The organism is Rossellomorea aquimaris (genome assembly GCF_000935355.1).
Classification (GTDB): Bacteria; Bacillota; Bacilli; order Bacillales; family Bacillaceae_B; genus Rossellomorea; species Rossellomorea aquimaris_B.
This window is the reverse complement of the sequence record NZ_JXZC01000004.1, coordinates 16,047-36,227: the sequence shown is the minus strand read 5'-3', so window position 1 is coordinate 36,227 and position 20,181 is coordinate 16,047. Positions and strand designations below refer to the sequence as shown.

The following is a 20,181-nucleotide window of genomic DNA, read 5'->3' as shown; positions in this document are numbered from 1 at the left end:
ATATCTAAAAAAAAGAGATTAGCAGACACCAGCTGATTGATGTTGTTTTAGCGTATCCCCCAGTATATGAAGAGCCTGATCGAGTTCATCATACGTGACCGTTAAAGGTGGTAATAGACGGATCACTTGAGAACCTGCCGGAAGAGTCAATAATCCATTGTTCCGCAGCTCATCGATGATTTCTTTTACTTCCACATCGAACTGGATGCCGATCATAAAGCCGATTCCTTTTACCTCTTTTACACTCCGGCATTCCTGTAGTTGATTCTTCAGCCTCTGCATAAAGTACTGGGATTTACTTTGTACTTCTTGCAGAAACACTTCATCAAAAATCGTTTCAAGAGTCCCTTTCACTGCTGCCATCGCTAATGGATTCCCTCCGAATGTCGACCCGTGAGTTCCTGGCGAAAAGGAGGAAACAAGATCTTTTTTGCCTATCATCGCACCTACTGGAAAACCGCTTCCCAGTCCTTTTGCAGTCGTGACGATATCCGGTTGCATGGAATAATGCTGATACGCAAATGCAACTCCGGTACGACCGATCCCTGTTTGGACTTCATCGACAATGAGTAAAGCATCCATCTCCTTGCACAATCTTTCTACAGCCTTTAAAAAAGAAAGAGTACCAGGATTCACCCCGCCTTCCCCTTGGATCACTTCCACCATGATGGCCGCAACGTCATTTCCTTCCACGTTTGAAAGAGCCTGCTCATCGTTATATGGAAGATAGTCAAAGGTTGGAACCAATGGGCCGAATCCGCTATGAATTTTCTCCTGCCCCGTTGCACTCATGGTCGCAAAGGTCCGCCCATGGAACGATTGCTTGAAGGTCAGAATCTTGGTTTTGCCCGTATGCTTTTTGGCTAACTTAATCGCTGCTTCGTTTGCTTCAGCTCCACTATTACAGAAGAAAACAGCATCTAAGCCGCTGGCGGAGGCAAGGAGTGAAGCTGCCTCTTCCTGTAGCGTAATCGGAAACAGATTGGATACATGCCAAAGTTTATCCAATTGTTTTTCAAGAGCTTTTTTAACAGCATAAGGAGAGTGACCTAAATTACAAACCGCTATACCTGAAATAAAATCCAAATAGGATTGCCCGTTTTGATCTTGAACAACCGTGCCGTTTCCTGAAACCAATTCTATATCCAACCGATTATAAGTGGGAAATAAATGATTCATACCGCCCTCACTCCTCCTCCGTCTGTTATACGTGTGCCAAGCATCACTCCGTCTTGAATGATTGTGTCCTGACACCCGACGATCATTACTTCTTTAATGTTAAGCTCTAGAACCGACAGGGCTGCCTGCACCTTTGGGATCATTCCGCCGTGGATGATCCCGGTTTGTATATAATGAAGGATATCTTCCTTTGTTACACGTGAAACAATTTCCCCTTCTTTTAAAATTCCGGGAACGTCTGTTACAAAGACCAGCTTCTCTACTTGCAGGCCTTCTGCTATCGCTGATGCAGCCAGGTCTGCATTCACATTGAGCTTTTCCCCATCGTTTGTAGTGGCAAGGGGAGCGATGACGGGCACGTAGTTTAGCGAAAGCAGATTGTTTAATAAGGTAAGGTTAACCTTTTCAATCTTACCAACATAACCTAGGGATCCTTCATCCATGATGCCGGCCTTTAACAAATGGGCATCGTACCCGCTTAAACCGATTGCGTTTATCCCTGCCAGATTGAGTTGATGTGTTAATTCGCTATTCACTTTTCCCTTTAACACCTGTTCAACGACACCCAAAACCTCCTTTGTCGTTTTTCGCTGGCCATTGATGAAGGTGGATTCGATGGCCAGTTTGTTCAGCATAGCCGTGATCTCAGGACCTCCCCCGTGAACAAGAACTACATGGTAGTGCCGCTGAAGGTCTTTTATACTTTCATAAAAATGGGATGAAAGCTTAGAAAGGACACTTCCTCCCAGTTTGATTGCAATCACTGGCTTATGTTCGATAACTTGCATTGATTTTGACGTAATCATACGTAAGATCGCACCCCCAGGCTTTTCCTTCTCCTTCTCCACCATGCAATCCGACAGATATGATTACATGTTCAGCTTGCATATACTGACTTACACTCTCCTCATTGAAAGGCTGAGGAGTACCATTTGAAAACACGAGAGTTTCTCCAATATGAATGTCACATTGATGTGGATCGATCGTCACCTCACTGTGTCCCATGGCCCCGACGATCCTTCCCCAGTTTGGATCCCCGCCAAAGAGTGCCGTTTTGACTAAATTGGAACCGACGATTTTTTTTGCCATGATATTGGCGTCTTGATGGGTGTGAGCTCCTGTGACGTTCACTTCCACGAGTTTGGTTGCTCCTTCACCATCCCGGGCAATTTGTTTGGCCAGATCTTGACATACGTGAATTACCCCCTCTTGAAAGTGATGCCAATCGGGATGGCTTTCATGTAAAGGGTCGTGCTCTACCATCCCGTTTGCCATGGCAATGACCATATCATTCGTCGATGTTTCCCCATCTACAGTGATTTGATTAAAGGATTGGTTGATCGCTGTTTTAAGTGCTTTTTGCAGGGTGGTGGATGAAATCGATGCATCCGTTGTAATGAAGCCGAGCATGGTTGCCATATTAGGATGAATCATACCAGATCCCTTTGCACATCCTCCGATTGTGACTGTTTCTCCATCTACTTTTACTCCATAGCATGAAGTCTTTTCAATAAGATCCGTCGTTAGGATGGCCTGTTGAAAAGACTCTGCACTCTTCTCTGTCGAATCAACCTCGATTTCATTGCAGCCCTTTTCAATCTTCTCCATAGGAAGCCACTCGCCAATGACTCCTGTCGAAGCAACAGCTACGTACTCTTCCGGGATTTGAAATCGTTTGGCCGCCCACTCTCTCGTTTGATAGGCATCCTTTAGCCCTTGTTCACCCGTACAGGCATTTGCGATCGCGCTGTTGACTACAATCGCTTGTAAAGTGTGTGCTTTCAGAATACTTTCTTGTGTGACTTTAAGGGGAGCAGCTTGAAAATGGCTTTGCGTATAAACTGCTCCGACTTGTGCAGGTTTCTCACTGAAGATGATGCCAAAGTCTTTCTTTGAGTATCGAAGACCGGTATGCATCCCCCCTGCCTTGTATCCAAGAGGTGAAAGAATCGTTCCTCCAGGAATGTGCTGAACAGCCTTTTCTTTTACTAGTTTCATTGATTCTCCTCCTCTTATGGATAGATCGGATAATGATAGAGTCCCGTTGTTTCGTCTAATCCGAGCATCAGATTCATGTTCTGAACCGCCTGACCGGCAGCTCCTTTTAGTAAGTTATCGATCACAGACACAATCGTCACGCGATTCGTCCGTGAATCTACTTTTACCGAAATATCGCAGAAATTCGTGCCGAACACTTCTTTTGTACTTGGGAACTGGCCCTTAGGACGAATCCTGATAAAGGGTTGCTTCTCGTAATAGTCTTGGTAGATGTCGTGTAACTGCTCAGTGGTATATGTGCTTTTTAATTCCGTATACATTGTAGCCATAATCCCACGGGTCATGGGGATAAGGTGTGTCGTAAAGGTGATGGGGCCCGCTTCGCTGTCCCACTCCTTCAGCTGCTGTTCAATTTCAGGGGTGTGCTGGTGTTGATGAACCTTATAGATTCGTAGATTTTCCTGAGTCTCTGAAAAGTGACTGGATTGAGTCGCTTTTCTCCCTGCTCCCGATAATCCCGTTTTAGCATCGATTATGATGGAATGGGTCTTTACAATCTGATGGGGAAAAAGCGGAGCCAATCCTAAAAGGGTGGCTGTCGGAAAGCAGCCTGGGTTCGCGATCAGTTCCGCCTCTTGAATGGATTGTCGATTGCATTCTGTGAGACCATACACCGCTTTCTGTAAAACATCAGAAGATGCCGATTCCCCTTTGTACCATTCCTCGTATTCTTGAGGATCCTTCAAACGTAAGTCCCCTGAAAGATCGATCACTTTCGTCTTTTCACCAAGGAGCTTCTGGGATAATTTTTTGGATACACCGGAAGGAACAGCCAAAAAGACGAAATCAAGCTGCTTCATTTCCTCGATATTAATAGGGTTCACTACTTCATTTGACAGGTTAAAGAGGTGTGGATATTGATCTGCATATGGTGCCCCTTCCAAAGAAGATGAATACAAAATACAAGCATCTACATTCGGATGATTTGATAACAACCGATACAACTCCACTCCACCATAACCCGTACTACCAACAATACCAACATTCATAACGATTCACCACACAGATAAAATTTAAATTAGCTCTAATTATATGTATGTATATTAATAAAATCAATAGTATATTTATAAATATTTTCTATAAAGTTAATCTATTCACAAATTTGCATCGATAGTACTACGGGAAAGCGCAAAAAAAAAGAAAGGTCCGTCCCTCGGTATAACAAACCCCGAGGGACGGACCTTCATTTATATTTTTACGGAACTGAATTTTTTAGAATTGAGCAGCCTCTGTTGAACCTTTAAGGGCTGTTGTAGAGGATGTTCCACCTGAGATCACCATCGATACCTCATCAAAGTAACCTGTTCCTACTTCGCGCTGATGTCTAGTAGCTGAATAGCCATACTTTTCGCTGGCAAATTCCGCTTCTTGAAGTTGGGAATATGCAGCCATCCCGCGCTCTTTGTACCCTCTCGCAAGCTCGAACATGCTATGGTTCAAGGCGTGGAATCCTGCAAGCGTTACGAACTGGAACTTATAGCCCATTTTCCCAAGCTCCTTTTGGAACTTAGCGATCGTTTCATCGTCCAGCTTCTTCTTCCAGTTAAAGGATGGTGAGCAGTTATACGCCAATAATTTCCCTGGGTGCTCAGCATGAATCGCCTCAGCAAATTGGCGGGCTTCTTCAAGGCTCGGTTCTGATGTTTCACACCACACAAGATCTGCAAATGGAGCATAAGCCAAGCCTCTTGCAATCGCCTGATCAAGGCCCGCTTTTGTACGGAAGAACCCTTCAGGAGTACGTTCCCCTGTAATGAACTGCGCATCATACGGATCAACATCGCTCGTAATTAAATCTGCGGCATTCGCATCTGTACGGGCTACGATTAATGTTGGTACACCCATTACATCTGCTGCCAGACGTGCTGAAATTAAATTCTTCACTGACGTTTGTGTCGGCAGTAATACTTTACCTCCCAAGTGTCCGCACTTCTTCTCAGAAGAAAGCTGATCTTCAAAGTGGACGGCTGAAGCCCCTGCTTCAATCATACCCTTCATGAGTTCGAATACATTAAGCTGTCCTCCAAAGCCCGCTTCTGCATCGGCTACGATCGGCACAAACCAATCAATCGATTCATCCCCTTCAACATAATGAACCTGGTCTGCACGCTGCAGGGCTTGATTGATTCTCTTTACCACGGATGGTACTGAATTCGCAGGATACAAGCTTTGATCAGGATACATTTGCCCGGCCAGGTTAGCATCGGCCGCTACCTGCCATCCGCTTAAGTAGATCGCCTTCAGACCGGCTCTGACCTGTTGTACTGCCTGGTTTCCGGTCAAGGCACCAAGAGCATTGATATAATCTTCTTTGTGAAGCAGATCCCACAGCTTTTCAGATCCGCGTCTGGCAAGGGTATGCTCGATATCAATTGACCCTCTTAAACGGATGACATCTTCAGCCGAGTACGGTCGGGCTACACCCTTCCATCTTTGGTCCAATTCCCAAATTTCCTGTAGTGCTTTCACGCGTTCGTTATTTGCTTTTACCATTGATAATCTCTCCCTTTTGTTTGTTTATTGGTTTTGATTCTAAGCATTAAGTGAAGTTCTTTGATGAAGTTGTATTTATCTGATTTGCAGTTAGTTTGAGGTCCGTCCCTCTATTCACTGCAGCGGTAATTCATTAAAGCAATTAGGCTTGTGTATTCAACTTTTTTGCTTTGATGATGCTTTTTGCAGGTCCGTCCCCCTAAAGGATTCGGTAACCAGGGATGGTAAGGAAGTCTGTGAATTGGTCGTTCTGGATGAGTTGGTCGAATAGTTGGACGGCTTCTGAGAACCGGCGCTCTTTGTACAGCTGTTCTCCCATTTGGGCTTTGAGTTTGGTCAACTCTTCTTGCTTTAGTCGTTCATAGAGATCGATGGTGATGTTTCGGCCGTCGTCAAGAACTCCTTTAGGATGACGGATCCATTGCCATAGCTGAGCCCGGGAAATTTCAGCCGTTGCCACGTCTTCCATTAAGTTGTGGATCGGTGCTGCTCCTTGGCCGCTCAGCCAGGAAGATATATATTGAATTCCGACGTTTATATTTAAGCGGACACCTTCTTCTGTTATCGTCCCTTGAGGAACTTCAAGAAGATCCTGCTCTGACACTTCGAGATCATGTAATGTTTTCTCTGCAATTTGATTATCATTTTTCATTTCCTGATTGAAAACGTCCATGGCCACCGGTACAAGACCAGGATGAGCCACCCAGGTACCGTCATGACCATCCCGCGCTTCTCTTTCTTTATCTGCTCTCACCTTGTTAAACGCTTCTTCGTTTTTCACAGGATCGTTCTTTACAGGAATTTGTGCCGCCATCCCTCCGATTGCAGGAGCTCCTCTTCTGTGACAGGTCTTAATCGTGAGTAAAGAGTACGATCTCATGAATGGTGCTGTCATCGTAACCGTTGAACGGTCCGGTAAGATCACATCCTCTTGCTCCCGGAGTTTTTTAATAAAACTGAAAATGTAATCCCACCTTCCACAGTTCAAGCCTGATGAATGCTCATTTAGTTCATAAAGAATTTCATCCATTTCAAACGCGGCCGTGATGGTTTCAATCAGTACAGTTGCTTTAATCGTTCCTTGAGAAATCCCGATATATTCCTGGGCAAATATAAACACATCATTCCAGAAGCGCGCTTCCAGGTGACTTTCTAATTTAGGTAAGTAAAAATAAGGGCCTTTGTTCGTTGAGGTTAAATGAGTCGCATTATGAAAAAAGAATAATCCAAAGTCGACAAGGCTTGCTGATAGTGATTCCCCATCCAGTTCGATATGTTTCTCTTCCAGATGTAATCCTCTCGGTCGAACAATCAATACAGCATGTTCTTTGTTTAATTCATAACGCTTACCATTTGGATTCGTGAAGTCTATTGTTTGATGTACTGCATCTCTGAGGTTGATTTGTCCTTCTATGAGGTTCGTCCATGTAGGTGAAGTGGCATCTTCAAAACATGCCATAAAACATTTTGCGCCTGAGTTCAATGCGTTGATGACCATTTTTCGATCAACCGGTCCAGTGATTTCTACCCTTCGATCTTGTAAAGCTTGAGGAATCGGACTTACTTTCCATTCACTTTGTCGAATCGATTCTGTTTCAGACAAAAAGTGAGGAAGCTCTCCTCCATTGATCCGTTCCTGCTGTTTCTCTCTGTTGTGTAACAGCTCTCTCCGTTTTGCTCCGAATCGGCGCTCCAGTTGTTCCAAAAACTGCAAAGCTTGTTTGGATAAGATTTCATCAAAGCCTGGCTGAAGCTCCCCAGTTACCTTGATACCAACCATTTTTGTAGACATTGAACACCATCACTCCTTAGCAGTATTAAACAAGTCTTCATTGTTATAATACAGATTATTTAACATGTTTGTATTATATAACAGAGTATTTGGTTTTGGAACAACTTTTTGGTAATTTTTTTTCGACAAATTTCGCAGTACCTATCAAGGAGGGCAGGTATCACAAATCCTCCCCTAAGCTGAAAAATCACAAAAAAGAGGTCCGTCCCTCAGTCACTACTAAGTGACGAGGGACGGACCTCTTTTAGATATTGAAATTATTTTACGATGTCTTTGGCAACAGCTTCGTCGAAATCAGCTTGGATCTCAGCACTTGGCTGTGGTCCAACCTTACTGAAGATCACGATTGCCAGCATAGCAAGGAAGAATCCTGGAACAATTTCATACAGTTCGAATGGAATGACTCCAGCTGCAGTCAGCTGTTTCCAAACGACGACTGTTACAGCACCAGTGATCATACCGGCTAATGCACCGTTTCGTGTCATACCTTTCCAGTAAAGTGACAACAGGACGATTGGTCCGAATGCGGCACCAAATCCACCCCAAGCGTAACTTACCAGATCAAGGATCTTCGTACCGCCGCCATTCGCAGGGTTACCTTGAATGGCAAGCATGATCGCGATGAATGCGATCAGAAGCACTCCGATACGACCTACCCAAACAAGTTCTTTATCAGAAGCATTCTTACGAATGATCGCTTTATAGAAATCCTCCGCTAGCGCACTGGAAGAAACAAGTAATTGGGAATCAATCGTACTCATGATAGCTGATAAAATCGCTGCTAACAGAATACCGGATACCCATGGGTTAAATAAAACATCTGTAAAGAAGATGAATACTTTCTCAGAATTATCAACATCACCTGTAATCAACGGCATATCAGCGAAATAGGCGATACCGGAGAAACCAACCAGTACAGCACCAATCATTGATAATGTCATCCAGCTCATACCAATCCAACGTGCCTTTGGTACATCTTTAGTGGATTTAAGTGCCATAAAGCGGGTGATGATATGCGGCTGACCGAAGTAACCAAGTCCCCACGCAAGGAGTGAAACAACTCCCATAACCGTCATCGTGTTCATTGTATCAAGATTTGCCGCGTCAACAGAACGAACAGCATCAACTGTAGCATTCCATCCACCCAGCTCTGTAATAGCAACGATTGGTGTAATGATTAATGCAAGGAACATTAGAATACCTTGTACGAAGTCAGTCCAACTTACTGCTAAGAATCCTCCAAGGAATGTGTAAGAAATGATTACAGTGGCACCAATCCAAAGTGATTGATTGTAAGACATTCCGAACGTTTCCTGGAATAATAGCGCTCCGCCTACAAGACCTGAAGATGTGTAGAAGGTAAAGAATACCAAGATGATCACTGCTGAAATGACACGAAGGAGACGGGAACCATCTCTAAAACGATTTTCAAAGAAGTCCGGAACCGTAATAGAATCGTTTGCAACCTCCGTATAAGCGCGTAGTCTTGAAGCGACGAATCTCCAGTTTAAATAAGCACCAATTACTAACCCAATACTTAACCAGATCGAACCTAAACCAATTGCATAAGCAAGGCCAGGCAGTCCCAGTAATAACCATGAACTCATATCCGAAGCACCAGCACTTAATGCTGCTACCCCCGGTCCTAAACTACGTCCTCCAAGAACGTAATCCGATAAATTGCTTGTTAATTTGTAAGAAATAATACCGATTGCGAGCATTCCAACTAAATATACGATAAAGGTGACTAAAGTAGCTATATCCATTGTGTAGTTAGCATTCTCCTTTCAAGAAATTTGTATTGCTTTTCGTTAGGTGCTTAATCTAACTTTCGAACCATGCTAAAAGACCTCTCGAATTGTAAATCCAACAGTTCTTTACCCCATGCATACGGGTTGTAAACTTATTCACTCAATAATGTTTGAAAAAGTTTTTTCTGCGAAGCTGCGTTCCGTAACAAGTTCACAACGTTATTAATACTAACATACATTCACTTCATTAACAGACGGAATTTTCTAAATACATTTGCCTATATGAATAATTATTCATATAAAATGCATATATTTTTATGAAAGCGCTTTTTTAGCTATATCTATTCATAAAAATTTATAAAATTAAGTTACTTTTTGTTCACCATTTTGTTACGATTACAGTTTTTCACTAACGTTAGCATCTTTATTTTGCAACAAATGAAACATTCATATACATAGTGGGATTGGTTTCTTTTTTCTGAAATCGTTGTGAATGAAGGGACTGGTGGGCAGATTGGAGAAGGAGAATGATTTCAACCGTTAAGGAGATTTATCGACCGTTATTCAGAATTATCCACTGTTAAAAAGTTTTATCAGCCTGATTTTCATTTTATCGACCTAACTTTCAAGATATCTACCGTTCTACAAAATTCGACTAATTTCTCAGACACCTCTACAGTCCTATCCTCAAAAAAGAACTAACCTATATAAGATTAGTCCTTCTCCTCTTCTATTCATAAATGTGCATATATGTTTCTTTACTGCCCGGCTTCTTCACAATCAGGGCTTCAGGTCCATAGGACGATGAGACGAGCAGTTCTACGTCCCAATTGTCCGGTGTCTGCTTGCTGATCATGCGGGAAAGATGCTGGGCAAATCCGATGGTTTCAGCTTTTCCCTGGAAGGAGAGAGCTACCTCGAATTTCATGTTGGACAGCTTTTGATTTTGATAAAGTGCTTGTCCCGTTAAGCCTGTGTAAACAGGAAAGTATTTTTCAATGTCCGTTTTCAGCTCGTTGAAAACTTTGTAATCGTTCGGATGATTTTTCTGTGCTTCAGGGGAAGGGTATAGGTAAAATTCTTCGTTGATCCCTTCCCAATTTTGGATGCTGGTTTCGTTCGCTTCAACGGTTGTGTAGGCAAAGAAATGACCAGGGACGACCTGTTCTTTCGGAGCCTGTTTATAAAGTGAAATCATGATAGGAACATTTTGGAGTTCTTTTTTCTGACGCAGACGATTGAGGACTTCGTCGGCGATTCTGGCCCCTTGTTCCTTTAAGACATCATTACTAATGTTTTTTACTGTCCTTGTTCCAGTTGAAAGGTTGGTTTCGTACTGAACGGAATTCAAGGATAGGGCGATGGCCACTCCACCAAGTTGAACCTTGTTGTCTTGTTTTTTCATCAAATAATTATGCTCAATCACATGTGCAAGGTAGATGGGTGCGTTCTCACCCTTAGACTGGACAGGATTGAGGCCTGCATTCTCAGATTCTTGAATTCCCTTTTCTTTCAGCTGTTCACTTGTATATTTTCGTTGAAGCCAGCTATCGACTGTTTTCTTGGTCAGGAATTGGCCTTCTTTGAAAAAATATTCATCCGTTGAGAAACGATTTTGGGCTACCCGCAGCAAGCCCGTTTCGATTTCATTGATATCATATCTTGAACCTAAATCATTGACCACGACTCCACGGGTTTTACTCGTTTCATACGGAAGCATCGTCTTGTAGTATTCCTTGGATATCTGGAAGCTTGGAATGATCGCTTTTTTTGCTTCGTTATCTTGATTTTCCTGCACGACCTGATCCTGCTTTTCAAATGTCGGAGCACAGCCCCCTAATAACAATAGTGCGGAGAGAGCGACCGAGATCCCTTTTTTCATTACTCGTTACACCTCTTATCGGTTAAGTTCTTCCATCAGCTTGTCCTCATCCCATACTTCGATGTTCAGTTCATTGGCTTTCGTAAGCTTTGATCCTGCTTCTTCCCCTGCAATGACAAGATCTGTTTTCTTACTGACACTACCAGTTACTTTTCCACCGAGCATTTCTATTTTTTCTTTTGCTTCATTTCTACTTAATCGTTCAATTTTCCCGGTTAACACAATGGTTTTCCCTGCAAAATAAGAGTCGACTTCACTTGCTGCTACCGGCTTCGGTCCTTTGTATTCAAGATTGACACCGGCATCCTTCAGTTCCCCGATCAGTTCTTTCACTTCATCATTTTCAAAATAGGCCACAATGGCATCTGCCATTTTATCGCCGATTTCGTTTACATTGGTCAGCTCTTCTTTGCTAACTTCCATAAGCTTATCCATCGTATCGAACTCTTGTGCTAACGTTTTCGCAGCTTTGGCCCCTACATGACGTATACCAAGTCCGAATAACAGCTTCTCCAGTGAGTTTCCTTTTGATGCTTGAATGGCTGTCAATAAATTATCAGCGGATTTTTCCCCCATGCGCTCCAGTCGAAGCAATTGATCGCGCTCTAATCGGTATAAGTCGGCAACATCTTCGATTAATTTCTCTCTGAATAACTGGCTGATCACTTTTTCTCCAAGACCATCGATGTTCATGGCGTTTCGGGACACAAAATGAATCAGACCCTCCCTGATTTGAGCAGGACATTTGGGATTGATACAGCGAAGGGCGACTTCTCCTTCAAGTCTGACCAGCTCACTTTCGCATTCAGGACAATGGGTGGGCATATGGAAATCCTGTTCGTCACCGGTTCTCTTTTCTTCTAATACATTGACCACTTCAGGAATGATATCCCCTGCTTTTTTAATGACGACATGATCGCCGATTTTGATATCTTTTTCTCGAATAAGATCTTCATTATGAAGAGACGCACGTTGAACCGTTGTACCCGCGACACGGACCGGGTCCAAAATCGCCGTCGGTGTCACCACTCCGGTACGGCCGACACTTAATTCAATTTCTTTTAACACGGTGACCACTTCTTCAGCAGGAAATTTGAAGGCAATGGCCCAGCGTGGACTTTTTGCTGTCGTTCCAAGCTGCTTCTGATGCTCTAAAGAGTTGACTTTAATGACAATCCCATCAATATCATAGGAAAGATTCGGACGTTGATCGGTCCACTTTCCAACAAATTCAATCACATCTTCAATCGTGGCACATTGTTTTCGTTCAGGGTTTGTCTTAAATCCCAGACCTTCCAATTTATCTAATCCTTCACTATGCGAATGAATTCCTGTATCCCCAATGTCTGCTAAAGCATATAAGAAGATATCAAGATTTCGTGAAGCCGCAATTTTAGGATCTAACTGACGAAGTGAACCTGCCGCTGCATTGCGTGGGTTGGCAAAAGGCTCTTCTCCTTTTTCGTCTTTGATTCTATTTAATGCCTCGAAGGATCTTTTTGGCATAAAAGCTTCACCGCGGACTTCAAAGGAAATCCTTTCAGATATCTTCAGGGGAATGGAGCGTATTGTCTTCAGATTCGAAGTGATATCTTCACCTATCGAGCCATCTCCCCTTGTTGCTCCCTGAACAAACACTCCATCTTCGTAACGGAGGGAGACTGCCAACCCGTCGATCTTGAGCTCACAAACGTAGGAGAAATCCTCTCCGACTGCCTGACGGACACGACGATCGAAGTCACGAAGATCCTCTTCATTGAAGGCATTCCCCAAGCTGAGCATCGGAGTGCGATGTTCCACTTTTTCAAAGGCATCGAGTATCGCACCTCCCACCCGTTGAGAAGGGGAATCGGATGTTTTCAGATCAGGAAATTGATCCTCGAGTCCGATGAGTTCCCTCAGTAGTTGATCATACTCGGAATCGGGCACGGAAGGTTTGTCGAGCACATGGTACTCATAATTGTATTGATTTAACAGTTCATGTAATTCACTTATACGGTTTTCGGCTGATTGTCGATCCATTTCCACAACCCTTTCTTGCTAAAGTGATCAGTTATTTAAACACAGCCGAGAGGGAATTCCCTCCCGACAAGCTAGGCTTTTTCAATAGGAGCAAATTTCGCAAGAAGACGCTTGATTCCCATCGGACTTGGGAAGGCAATGTCAAGCTCTACACTGTCTCCAGAGCCTTTCACACTGACAACCGTCCCTGTCCCCCATTTCTTATGCTGGGCTTTGTCCCCTACTTGCCATGCAACAGATTCTCCACCGGTTGTCGTTTGAACCGGTCGTGAAACAGGCTTGCGCGGGGCAGGACGCGTTGGTGCTTTCGCCGCTGATTTCCCGAAAGGTGTGAAGGCACTCTTCTTTTCTGCCATCACGTCATCCAGTAGTTCAGCTGGAATCTCCTGAATGAAACGGGACACGGGGTTCATCTTCGTTTGCCCGAAGAGGGTTCTCATTTGTGCATTGGTTAAATAGAGTTGCTCTTCAGCACGGGTAATTCCTACATAAGCCAGTCGGCGCTCTTCTTCCATCTCATCTTCTTCCATGAGGGAACGGCTGTGAGGGAAAACCCCTTCCTCCATTCCCATCAAGAATACGACAGGGAACTCAAGACCTTTTGCAGCATGAAGGGTCATCAGGATAACCGAGTCTTTTGGCTGATCGTCTTCATCAAGCTTATCGATATCCGCCACTAATGCCAGATCCGTTAAAAATGCGACAAGGCTCTTGTCATCGTTGGATTGCTCGAAGCTTTTCGTTACAGACAGGAACTCGTCCAAGTTCTCCAAGCGACTTTGAGACTCGATCGACTTTTCTGCTTTTAACATATCGATGTAGCCGGATTTCTCCAGAATTTCTTCTACGAGCTCGGTTACAGACAGATATTCCTGCATGGCCGTATAGCCTTTCACCATTTCCTTGAATTCAATGACAGCTTTCGTGATTTTCGGACTTAGGCCGATAAAATCCGCTTCTTCCAAGGCACTGAACATGGAAATATCGTGATCTTGTGCATAACGGGCAATTTTATCTACAGAGGTTGCTCCTACACCTCTCTTTGGAACGTTAATGACACGAAGAAGGCTGATGTCATCATCAGGGTTCGAGATGAGTCTCAGGTATGCCAATATGTCCTTGATCTCTTTACGGTCATAGAACTTGATGCCGCCGACAATGGAGTATTCAATATTCGATTTCAGTAAAACTTCCTCCATCACACGGGACTGAGCATTCGTACGATAAAGGATGGCGAAATCAGAGTACTTCCTCTTACCGCTTTCCATCATTTCCTTGATTTTACCTGTCACAAATTGAGCCTCGGTCTGCTCGGTATCCGCTCTGAAATACGAGATCTTTTCACCTTCATGATTTTCCGTCCATAGATTCTTCGGTTTACGATTCGAGTTCTTCTGGATCACTTCGTTCGCTGCTTGTAAAATCCTCTTCGTAGAACGATAGTTTTGTTCGAGGAAAATAACGGTTGCCCGTGGATAATCCTTTTCAAAGGAAAGGATGTTCGCAATGTCCGCACCTCGCCAGCGATAAATCGATTGATCCGAATCCCCTACTACACACAAGTTCTGAAATCGGGAAGCAAGCAGTTTAACGAGCATATATTGAGCCCTGTTCGTATCCTGATACTCATCGACATGGATGTATTGGAACTTTCTTTGATAGAATTCCAATACTTCCGGTACACGCTGAAACAACTGGATCGTGGTCATGATCAAATCATCAAAATCCAGCGCCTGATTCTTCCGTAAACGCTTCTGATATTCGGTATACACATCAGAGACAACTTGGTCGTAATAACCCCCTACTTGCTTGGATAACTCTTCAGGAGTGGTCAGCTCATTTTTGGCAGAGCTGATGGATCCCAAAAGCGAACGGGGATCAAATTTTTTCGGATCTATATTCTTTTCTTTTAAAATCGCTTTGATCACCGACTGCTGATCGGTAGAATCAAGGATGGTAAAATTACGGTTCATCCCTATGCGATCAATATCACGTCTCAGGATTCGTACACACATGCTGTGAAAGGTTGAGATCCAAATGTTCTCGGAAGCCCCGCCCAGGATGTTTTCAATACGATCCCTCATCTCTCTCGCCGCTTTATTTGTAAAGGTAATCGCTAAAATATTATAAGGATTGACCCCTTTTTCCACCATTAAATACGCAATTCGATGCGTCAATACTCTCGTCTTCCCGGAGCCTGCCCCTGCCATGATCAGTAACGGTCCCTCTGTCGCCTTCACAGCTTCTGCCTGCTCGGGATTCATTCCATTCAACAATCGATCAGTCAAAAATTGCATACACTCTCACCACCATAACGAACATACGTTCTATATTTGTATTTCCATTATATCCTACTTAGGGACGGACCTCCAGTTTAATCCTTATCCCTTCACAGCTTTTACTGTTTTTAACGCTTCTTTCAGATTGTCATATACAGCATTTCCTACAACGACAACATCTGACACTGCAGCCATTTCCTTCGCCTGCTGGACGGTTTTGATGCCTCCACCGTAGAATAATGTAGTATTTTCCAGTGAATCTCTTACTTCTTTCACCGTCTCAACATCCCCATATGTACCACTGTACTCCAGGTAAAAGATCGGCAAGTTGAACATTTTTTCTGCCATCATGGCATAGGCTGCCGCGTCTTCACTTGAAATATCTGTATCGGCCTCCGTAACCTGTGCCGCCTTACAGTCTTTGTTTAATATACAATATCCTTCTACAAGGATTTCATCCCAATTCATAATTTCCCCATACTCCTTTACAGCCTGGTGATGCAATCCTGTCACCCAGTTCATGTCCCGGCTGTTCATCACCATCGGAATGAAATATAAATCGAAGCCCGGAGTAATCGACTCCAAATTTGATACCTCCAGAATACAAGGAACAGTATATCGTCTCACCCGTGCCATCAAATCAAGAACCTTTTCAAGGGTTACACCGTCCGTTCCCCCTACAATAATGGCGTCTGTCCCTGATTCACATACAGCTTCCAAATCTCCATCATCGATTGTCTTATTCGGATCTAGTTTAAATACATGGCTCCACTTTTGGACATCATACATGCTTTGTTCCTCCATTCTTACATCCATCTAACGTATTATATCATTTGTGGATGGGAGTCGCATTAACTCCTCCGATGTTAACAATTTCTATTCCAACAAAAAAACAAAGACCGCTCATCATGACGACAGCGGTCCCTTCTATTATTTTTCTTCCTGATGTACACGGTCCAATACTAGCTGATACGCATCATTTCCGTAGTTTAAGCAACGCTTCACACGGGAAATGGTTGCAGTGCTTGCACCTGTTTCTGTTTCAATCTTATGATAGGTTTTCCCATCCTGCAGCATACGAGCTACTTCAAGGCGCTGAGCAAGAGATTGAATTTCATTGATTGTGCAAAGATCATCGAAGAAACGATAACACTCTTCAAGATCTTGTAGAGATAGAACAGCATTGAATAACTGATCCAGCTCCTTGCCTCTTAGTTTATTGATTTGCATTAAAAAGACTCCTTTTTCAATCTATTCTTGATACGATACCGACCCCGCCAATCCTTCAGAACTTGGAATGATATTGATCCACGTAGATCCTTTTCGCAAACTGACAGGTTTATTATTTTCAAAAGGAAGGATTCTGCCTTCTACGTTCTTCCACTGAACTTCCCGGAGTTTTCCTTCTTGAATCAAGTACGCATTCCCGCCGGATTCAAAATCAATGTTTCGTCTGCCTGTATCATCGACTATTTTATGAGACGCTTCCACTATAAAGAGATTTTCTACTAAAACAGGGTCTTTGGAATCGTAATCGATGGTCTGTTCACCATTTGAGTAACGCTCGTATTTGCCCTCTTCTTCGTTGAAATCATACACTACGTTAAACAGCGGATTATCATTATATGAAATCATGACCGATTGGGATGCTTCCCCGTTAACAGGCCCTTTATCACTAAAGTTCAATGCTTCCGGCGGACGTTTCATATCAAAACCGTTCTGCTCCGCCCCCTCCTTGATATGCTCATAGGAGATATAGGAATTATGAGGAGCTTTACGGAAGCTTGCGCGCTTGAACAGCGTTCCATCATATTTCATGCCGTTTAGATTGTCAATGAAACCGCTTGTCAGCATTTCTTGTGCTTCAGGACTATAACCATGAGCTACATATAGACTATCATATCCTTTGGCAAGCTCTACATAGTAATCTCTGGCACTTCGTACAGGTCCGATGTCTTTAGGCTTCTGGCTTTGAAATATAGCCAGGAACCGAGTCACATCACCTTCTGCCAGGACTTCATACACAATGTCTGCTTTTGAAAGGCCTGATTGGGGACGGGCCTTCGGGTGATTATTCACCATGACCGCAACCGCTCGCGCCGTGGATTCTCTCTCTTGTACCTCACCAGTTAACGGTGATTGGCTTTTCTCTTCCGTTTCTACGCCTGTCTCCTCTTTTACAACCGGAGTTGCAGTTTCTTTATCAGATTCTTTCTTTATCTCTTTATCTGAACTACATGCGACAAGTGTAAACGAGCTTAAAGCAATGATCAAAGCTCTTTTCAGCATGTTTTTAGACACCCCTATTATATAGAAATCCTTTTCCCTATACTTTACTATTTTAACGCATTATCGTTGGAAAGAGTACCGTTTTCTTCATTACATCATAGATTCCCTTTTGTGTCATCCGTATATAAGGCAGATGAGTAGACTGAAGGAATAGCAATGTATAAATGGGATCCGAAAAGCGATAGCCCCTTTCTTTTAACAACCCTTTTAGTGTTTTTTCTTCCTCGATAAGGTCCGGCATCTCTTTATGAGAGAGCAGGCCGCTTAATGGAAGTGGTATTTCATGAAGGACTTCACCCTTCTCCGTTAAAACAATTCCGCCACCGATTTCTTTCATTCTTTTAAAGGCAGCAATCATATCTGACTTGTTTTTACCAATTAAGATGATGTCCCCTGTATTCGAATAGGAGGAAGCAAAGCCCATGACACCCGTTGAAAATCCTTTGATCATGGTGCTGATTCTCCATTCTCCCTTTCGATCCAGAAGCATGAGGAACGATTGATCATGATCAAGATCGAGCTCATCCGTAGAAGGATTGATGGAAATGGAGTAAGGCTTGGTGATGACATCGTTCACCATTTCAATTCCAAAAGGCATGGAAAACTGAAGGTCATCGTATCCCACTTCCCAGTTCAGGGTCAATGGCTTGAATCCGTTTGATGACCAGTTTATTTCTGTCGTATCTTCCATCTCCCCGCCATCTCTGCGTACCCAATTCCCCTTTGAGAGGACGGAAATCGGAGTAGGGTCATCAATTGTCGATAGGAAGTTAATATTTGCCACTCTGCCTGTAGCAATCATCCCATGCAAATGAGTGATGTTATAGTAATTGGCAACGTTATAGCTAGCCATATTATATGCTTCGATTGGGGGTATGCCTTTATCAATCGCCATTTTTATCATGAAATCCAATACACCTTGTTCATAAAAGCCCGGTGTCGATCCGTCCGTTGTAAACAGTAAGGAATCATACGAATCGATGCCTTTTTCTTTTAACCCGTCTAAAAGGACCGGTAAATCCGGTCGGATGGAGGAGTGGCGTAATGTGACGGTCAGTCCTTGAATAAGCCGCTTATAGACATCTTCACCTGTCATGGCTTCATGATCACCATCAATTCCCAATAAGCGAAGCTTGGCAATGGTTCTGTCAGATGCTCCCGGCAGATGTCCTTCAACGATCTTGCCCATTCTTTTCGCTTCCTGCATCCAGTGGAGAATCAGATCATCTCCCTGGAGCAGTCTCGGCCAGGCAGTCAGTTCCCCTCCTTGAAGCACGGAGTCATGTTCCAGCCATGATTTCACTTCACCATTTGAAAAGGTCACCTCTTCATTCGCCATCTCCGTTTGCGAATCGAACCTAGTCCACCAATACATGGTGACAGGCAGCTTATTGAATTCCCCCAATAAAGAAAACGCTTTCTTTTTTTCCAATTGTAAAAACATCATCAGGTTATCATTTACGAATGTCGTTGTACCGGTTTGGGATGCATACTTGGAAAAAGATTGGGGATTATAAAGCTGAAACGGATGTACATGCGGTTCGATATATCCGGGAACGAGGTACTGTGATTTACAGTCCACTATTTCGCATTTCTCAAGGTTTTCCGGGAGCTGATCGCCTGTATAGACAATCCGGTCACGGTAAACCCAAATGTGTCCCTGCACCCATTTCTTTAGAGTCGAGTGAAGGTACGTTGCATTCTTCAAAAGAAGGCTCGGAGATCTTTCTCCGTTCAGTACTTGTACATGTTCTCGTAGTTGTTTGTTCTTCCATCTGTAGCGCTGTTCCAATGTGAACACTCCTCTAGTGGAATGGTATTAGTTTAAGTTTCATTTTATGTTAACATATTTTACTATTTAACGCATTAAAGGTTTACAACAATTATGTGAATTTTCTATTAAGGAGGAGTTTACAAATGAAAGTATCATCAAACATTGGGATTATCAATGCCCTTATCCGCATTACCGTTGGTTTCACGATTCTGGCCTGGAGCACATCCAAGCTTGCGAGACGCCCTTGGAGAGACTCTTATCTCGTGATGGCCGTAATTGGTGCCATGAAAGTAGGAGAAGGAATTCTTCGCTACTGCCCTGTTACAGCCCTATTTGAGAAAAGCGGGGACGGAAACGGTGGTTTCGGAGGATTCAAAGCGAAAGATATGATGAACTTTAAAGACATGCTGAAATCAGACAAATCACCAGAAAACAAAGACCACCACCCAACAAAAGAACACAAACAAGACCCGCTCGACAATACCAAAAAAGAATCAAACTTCAATCCAGAAGAACTCACCAACAAAGAAGTCCAGGCAGCATTGAATGGTGAGAATATCGAAGGGACGGACCTCCGCTGAGGGACGGACCTCTCCTTCCCTTTCCAAATTCAAAGGCATGTTCTCCTGCAGTGAATTCCGCCTTTGAAATCCGCTAATGGC

The 20,181-nt window shown here is 43.5% G+C and carries 15 protein-coding genes; 1 reads left to right on the top strand and 14 read right to left on the bottom strand.

Features of this window, described 5'->3' with window-relative positions:
• Window positions 1-18: 18 nt before the first annotated feature.
• The 14 genes from TV75_RS12105 to TV75_RS12040 all read right to left on the bottom strand — a co-directional run bounded on the left by TV75_RS12105 (window position 19) and on the right by TV75_RS12040 (window position 19,537).
• On the bottom strand, window positions 19-1,179 hold the full coding sequence (locus TV75_RS12105; RefSeq protein WP_044339043.1) for an acetylornithine transaminase: 1,161 nt from the start codon (window positions 1,177-1,179) through the stop codon (window positions 19-21).
• The gene (gene argB / locus TV75_RS12100; RefSeq protein WP_253275524.1) at window positions 1,176-1,985 is read right to left on the bottom strand and encodes an acetylglutamate kinase; all 810 of its coding nucleotides are present in this window, start codon (window positions 1,983-1,985) and stop codon (window positions 1,176-1,178) included. The genes TV75_RS12105 and argB overlap by 4 nt, the downstream gene beginning before the upstream one ends.
• Window positions 1,948-3,177 carry a bifunctional ornithine acetyltransferase/N-acetylglutamate synthase gene (gene argJ / locus TV75_RS12095; RefSeq protein ID WP_044339041.1) on the bottom strand — a complete coding sequence of 410 codons (1,230 nt, stop codon included), beginning with the start codon at window positions 3,175-3,177 and terminating at the stop codon, window positions 1,948-1,950. The genes argB and argJ overlap by 38 nt, the downstream gene beginning before the upstream one ends.
• 14 nt (window positions 3,178-3,191) lie before the next feature.
• Entirely contained in the window at window positions 3,192-4,226 is a 1,035-nt protein-coding gene (argC, locus tag TV75_RS12090) for an N-acetyl-gamma-glutamyl-phosphate reductase (protein ID WP_044339040.1), read from the bottom strand.
• Window positions 4,227-4,449: 223 nt separating this feature from the next.
• On the bottom strand, window positions 4,450-5,730 hold the full coding sequence (gene aceA, locus TV75_RS12085) for an isocitrate lyase (protein WP_044339039.1): 1,281 nt from the start codon (window positions 5,728-5,730) through the stop codon (window positions 4,450-4,452).
• A gap of 199 nt (window positions 5,731-5,929) precedes the next feature.
• The gene (gene aceB, locus TV75_RS12080) at window positions 5,930-7,522 is read right to left on the bottom strand and encodes a malate synthase A (RefSeq protein ID WP_044339038.1); all 1,593 of its coding nucleotides are present in this window, start codon (window positions 7,520-7,522) and stop codon (window positions 5,930-5,932) included.
• A 257-nt stretch (window positions 7,523-7,779) separates the two neighbouring features.
• On the bottom strand, window positions 7,780-9,288 hold the full coding sequence (putP, locus tag TV75_RS12075; RefSeq protein WP_044339037.1) for a sodium/proline symporter PutP: 1,509 nt from the start codon (window positions 9,286-9,288) through the stop codon (window positions 7,780-7,782).
• A 715-nt stretch (window positions 9,289-10,003) separates the two neighbouring features.
• Window positions 10,004-11,155 carry a CamS family sex pheromone protein gene (locus TV75_RS12070; RefSeq protein ID WP_044339036.1) on the bottom strand — a complete coding sequence of 384 codons (1,152 nt, stop codon included), beginning with the start codon at window positions 11,153-11,155 and terminating at the stop codon, window positions 10,004-10,006.
• 15 nt (window positions 11,156-11,170) lie between these two features.
• On the bottom strand, window positions 11,171-13,177 hold the full coding sequence (gene ligA / locus TV75_RS12065) for an NAD-dependent DNA ligase LigA (RefSeq protein WP_044339035.1): 2,007 nt from the start codon (window positions 13,175-13,177) through the stop codon (window positions 11,171-11,173).
• A 71-nt stretch (window positions 13,178-13,248) separates the two neighbouring features.
• Window positions 13,249-15,474 (bottom strand): DNA helicase PcrA, encoded by a 2,226-nt coding sequence (gene pcrA, locus TV75_RS12060; protein WP_044339034.1) that lies wholly within the window; start codon window positions 15,472-15,474, stop codon window positions 13,249-13,251.
• Between the two features lie 84 nt (window positions 15,475-15,558).
• On the bottom strand, window positions 15,559-16,245 hold the full coding sequence (locus TV75_RS12055) for a heptaprenylglyceryl phosphate synthase (RefSeq protein WP_044339033.1): 687 nt from the start codon (window positions 16,243-16,245) through the stop codon (window positions 15,559-15,561).
• A 141-nt stretch (window positions 16,246-16,386) separates the two neighbouring features.
• Window positions 16,387-16,686: a YerC/YecD family TrpR-related protein gene (locus tag TV75_RS12050; protein ID WP_034760840.1), complete on the bottom strand. Its 300-nt coding sequence runs from the start codon at window positions 16,684-16,686 to the stop codon at window positions 16,387-16,389.
• Between the two features lie 21 nt (window positions 16,687-16,707).
• A complete protein-coding gene (locus TV75_RS12045) occupies window positions 16,708-17,745 on the bottom strand; it encodes a DUF3048 domain-containing protein (RefSeq protein ID WP_044339032.1) in 1,038 nt (345 codons plus the stop codon).
• Between the two features lie 52 nt (window positions 17,746-17,797).
• Window positions 17,798-19,537, bottom strand: a complete 1,740-nt coding sequence (locus tag TV75_RS12040; protein ID WP_044339031.1) for an adenine deaminase C-terminal domain-containing protein — start codon at window positions 19,535-19,537, stop codon at window positions 17,798-17,800.
• A gap of 125 nt (window positions 19,538-19,662) precedes the next feature.
• On the opposite strand from TV75_RS12040, the gene TV75_RS22600 reads away from it, so the two are divergent.
• Window positions 19,663-20,100: a YgaP family membrane protein gene (locus tag TV75_RS22600; RefSeq protein ID WP_082051270.1), complete on the top strand. Its 438-nt coding sequence runs from the start codon at window positions 19,663-19,665 to the stop codon at window positions 20,098-20,100.
• Window positions 20,101-20,181: the final 81 nt, after the last annotated feature.

Coding starts and splice junctions, on each gene's coding strand:
- TV75_RS12105 (WP_044339043.1), bottom strand. CDS start 1,179: ATGAATCATTTATTTCCCACTTATAATCGGTTGGATATAGAATTGGTT.
- aceB (WP_044339038.1), bottom strand. CDS start 7,522: ATGTCTACAAAAATGGTTGGTATCAAGGTAACTGGGGAGCTTCAGCCA.
- TV75_RS12055 (WP_044339033.1), bottom strand. CDS start 16,245: ATGTATGATGTCCAAAAGTGGAGCCATGTATTTAAACTAGATCCGAAT.
- argJ (WP_044339041.1), bottom strand. CDS start 3,177: ATGAAACTAGTAAAAGAAAAGGCTGTTCAGCACATTCCTGGAGGAACG.
- TV75_RS12045 (WP_044339032.1), bottom strand. CDS start 17,745: ATGCTGAAAAGAGCTTTGATCATTGCTTTAAGCTCGTTTACACTTGTC.
- aceA (WP_044339039.1), bottom strand. CDS start 5,730: ATGGTAAAAGCAAATAACGAACGCGTGAAAGCACTACAGGAAATTTGG.
- argB (WP_253275524.1), bottom strand. CDS start 1,985: ATGATTACGTCAAAATCAATGCAAGTTATCGAACATAAGCCAGTGATT.
- putP (WP_044339037.1), bottom strand. CDS start 9,288: ATGGATATAGCTACTTTAGTCACCTTTATCGTATATTTAGTTGGAATG.
- TV75_RS12070 (WP_044339036.1), bottom strand. CDS start 11,155: ATGAAAAAAGGGATCTCGGTCGCTCTCTCCGCACTATTGTTATTAGGG.
- ligA (WP_044339035.1), bottom strand. CDS start 13,177: ATGGATCGACAATCAGCCGAAAACCGTATAAGTGAATTACATGAACTG.
- pcrA (WP_044339034.1), bottom strand. CDS start 15,474: ATGCAATTTTTGACTGATCGATTGTTGAATGGAATGAATCCCGAGCAG.
- argC (WP_044339040.1), bottom strand. CDS start 4,226: ATGAATGTTGGTATTGTTGGTAGTACGGGTTATGGTGGAGTGGAGTTG.
- TV75_RS12050 (WP_034760840.1), bottom strand. CDS start 16,686: ATGCAAATCAATAAACTAAGAGGCAAGGAGCTGGATCAGTTATTCAAT.
- TV75_RS22600 (WP_082051270.1), top strand. CDS start 19,663: ATGAAAGTATCATCAAACATTGGGATTATCAATGCCCTTATCCGCATT.